The sequence below is a fragment of the Micromonospora sp. KC207 genome, from assembly GCF_004348615.1.
Lineage (GTDB): Bacteria > Actinomycetota > Actinomycetes > Mycobacteriales > Micromonosporaceae > Micromonospora.
The window spans coordinates 1-3,206 of sequence record NZ_SMKJ01000473.1; the positions used below are offsets into that span (position 1 = coordinate 1).

General features: G+C 70.8%; 3 protein-coding genes. All 3 read left to right on the top strand.

What is annotated here, in order from left to right; genetic code table 11:
• The first annotated feature begins 121 nt into the window (after positions 1–121).
• Positions 122–340 carry a hypothetical protein gene (locus tag E1258_RS31415; RefSeq protein WP_132407466.1) on the top strand — a complete coding sequence of 73 codons (219 nt, stop codon included), beginning with the start codon at positions 122–124 and terminating at the stop codon, positions 338–340.
• Positions 341–405: 65 nt separating this feature from the next.
• Positions 406–2,463, top strand: coding sequence for an FtsK/SpoIIIE domain-containing protein (locus E1258_RS31420; protein ID WP_132407468.1), 2,058 nt, complete (start codon positions 406–408; stop codon positions 2,461–2,463).
• A 119-nt stretch (positions 2,464–2,582) separates the two neighbouring features.
• On the top strand, positions 2,583–2,822 hold the full coding sequence (locus E1258_RS31425) for a hypothetical protein (RefSeq protein WP_132407470.1): 240 nt from the start codon (positions 2,583–2,585) through the stop codon (positions 2,820–2,822).
• Positions 2,823–3,206 lie beyond the last annotated feature (384 nt).

Below are 3,206 nucleotides of genomic sequence, written 5' to 3' on the forward strand. Positions count from 1 at the left end.
CCCCAACCGGAAGGACCCCGTCATGTCGAGCTGCACCCACCCCGCCTTCCACTACACCTACATCGACGGCAAGAAGTACATGGTCTGCACCCCCTGCGGCCAGATGTGGGAGGTCTGACCGATGGGCCTGTTCAGCAAGAAGCCGCCGCCCCCGCCGCCCGACCGCGACACCGTAATGAGCCTGCTCAAGCTCGGCATGGACGAGACGGACGCCGCCGACCGGGACATCGACAGCCGAGAGTTCCGCGCGGCCAAGGACAAGTTCGAGACCGCGCTGCGGGCCGCGCCGAAGGCCGAAGCGGACGCCGCCCTCGACGCCCTGCGGCGGCACGGCTACTGACCCGACCAGGCGGGGCCCGGCCACACCCGGTCGGGCCCCGCACCTCTGGCAGAGGAGACACCAGCATGACCGCCATCCCGTTCGACGAGTACGACGCCGAGGCGTACGACGTCGAAGCCCAGCAGGTCGGGGCACCCGTCGACCCGCCCGACCGGCCGGCCACCTTCGCCGAGCTGATCCCCCGCCAGGGCCAGCGCAAGCCAATCGTTCCGGCCGCCCTCCGGTCACCCGACCAGCGGTCGGCGTTGGCCCGGTGGGCGGCCGGCTACGGCCTGCACACCATCGCCTACCACCTGACCCGCTCGCCGAAGTACGCCGTGAAGGTCCTCGTGTACGCGCCCCGGGGCATGTGGCGGGTCGGCAGCGCCGTCGTGTTCTGGGCGGCCGGCGGCCGGGAGAACCTGCACCTGATGAACACCGCCGCCAACCGCGACGACGCTCAAACCTGGCAGTCGTTGGAGCACACCCGGGCGCGACGAGCCGCCGGCCGCCTGTGGGGCGCAGGACTGGCCGGCGGTGTCGGCGGCGGCCTGGTCGTCGTCTGCGCCGCCCTGGGCGACGTGCCCCCGGCCGGCTGGTGGGCCGCCAGCGTCGGCCTTGTCCTCACCGCCGCGCACTACGGCCGGCCGGCCGACCGGCCCATCCTCGACCGGGTCACCCCCGGCCGGGCCTACCGGAAGCTCACCGCCGAGACGGTGCGCGCCGCCCTGCTCGCCACCGGCCACGGCAAGGCACCGGGCGACTTCCTGTTTCCCCGGGAGATCATGCGCGACGGGCCCGGGTACTCGGCGCTGGTCGACCTGCCCGCCGGGGTCACCGCCGGCATGGTCGTCGAGAAGCGTGAGCAGGTTGCCGGTTCCCCGGCTCTGCGTCTGCCCCTCGACCAGGTGTGGTTCAAGCCGGGCCGGCACACCGGCCAGGTGGAGATGTGGGTGGCCGACCAGCCGCTGTCGCTCACCCCGCAACCGGCGTGGCCGCTGCTCAAGGCGGGCCGGGCGGACATCTTCGCGCCGTTGCCGTTCGGCACCGACGAGCGGAACAACCCGCTGTCCGGGCTGCTGATGTTCGTGTCCATCCTCATCGGGGCCATCCCGCGCATGGGCAAGACGTTCGTGTTGCGGCTGCTGATGCTGGCCGCCGCCCTCGACCCGCGGGTCGAAATATGGGCTGCCGACCTGAAGGGAACCGGTGACCTGCGCATGTTCCAGCGCCTGGCCCGCCGGTACTTCGTCGGCGACGACGACGACGAGATCGAATCCCTGTTGGCGTCCCTGCGCGAGCTGGTCGGGGAGATGCGGCGCCGCGCGAAGGTGCTGCGCGGTCTACCGGCGGACGTGTGCCCCGAATCGAAGGTCACGCCCGACCTGGCCGCGAACCGGTCGCTGGGGCTGCACCCGATCGTCGTGGGCATCGACGAGTGCCAGGTGATGTTCACCCACCCAGAGCACGGCAAGGAGTTCGAGGCGTTGTGCACCGACCTGGTCAAGCGGGGCCCCGCCCTCGGGATCATCCTCGCGTTGGCCACCCAACGGCCCGACGCGAAGAGCCTGCCCACCGGCATCAGCGGCAACGCCGGCGCGCGGCTGTGCCTGAAGGTGATGGGCCAGCAGGAGAACGACATGGTGCTGGGTACGTCGATGTACCGCAACGGCTTCCGGGCCACCCAGTTCGCACTCACGGACAAGGGCATGGCCCTGGCCGTCGGATTCTTCGACGCACCCACCGTCGTGCGGACGTACTACGTCGACGCCCCCACCGCTGAGCGGGTCGTCGACCGCGCCATGGCCCTGCGCGGCGAGGCCGGCACCCTACCCGAGCCCGGCGAGGAACGCCCGCGGGTGAAGGCGTACAACCTGCTCGCCGACGTCCGCGCCGTCTGGGTGCCCGGCGAAACGGCCCTCTGGTCGGAACTGGTCGTGCCCCGGCTGGCCGAGCTGCGCCCCGACGTCTACGGCGCGTGGGACGTGAAGACGTTCGGCGCGGCGATGAAGGCCGCCGGGGTCCCCACCGTGTCGATCCACCGCAAGCTCGACGACGGCAAGGGGGCCACCCGGTACGGGGTGAAACTCGACGCCCTGACCGCCGCGCTGCCCGCCGAGAAGCGCCCGGGGATCGGCAACTGATAGCGGCGGGTGCGCTATCCGATAGCGCACCCGCTAGCGCACTGCACCCGCTGTGACCTGCGGGATAGCTGATAGCCCGCCGGGGCTGACCGCACCCTAGAAACCCGCCTGGAGGCACCGTGAGAGGGACCCTGACCACAATCGCTATCCTCGCCGCCGCCGCTCTGGCCTACCCGCTGTCGTGCGCCGTACGGCCCTACCGGGACTGCTGGGTGTGCAAGGGCAGCGGCCACCACCGCGCCACCGGCAACCGGAAGTTGTCCCGCCCGTGCCGCTGGTGCAGGGCCACCGGCAAGCGGCTACGCCTCGGCCGCCGGGCGTGGAACCGGGCCCGGCGAATCCACCGCGACGCGACCTAACCCTCTGACGCAGAGCCGCCCCCGACCGTGCTGGTCGGGGGCGGTCGCGTATCCGCTCACAGATCCACTGCCTGAGATGCCCGCCCGGTCCGAGGCTGTCCCGATCCGCCGGACTGCCCGGAGTTTGTAACGACCATGTTTCGTAGCGTTCACCTGCGGCTACGCGCCGTTAGTGGGCATTTCGCTCATGTCGGACCTAGGCGGCAATGCCGCACTACGGGGCAACCGATCATGCCACTCCCACGAGACAGTTGTCCTGCGTCAGGGAACGCTACGCGGTTGCCCCATCTCAGATTCGTACTAATGTGCTGATCGCGGGACGATGGCATTGCGGTGGAGGTGACCATGATCGCCCAACGGTATGGCCAGCACCTCCAACCCGAC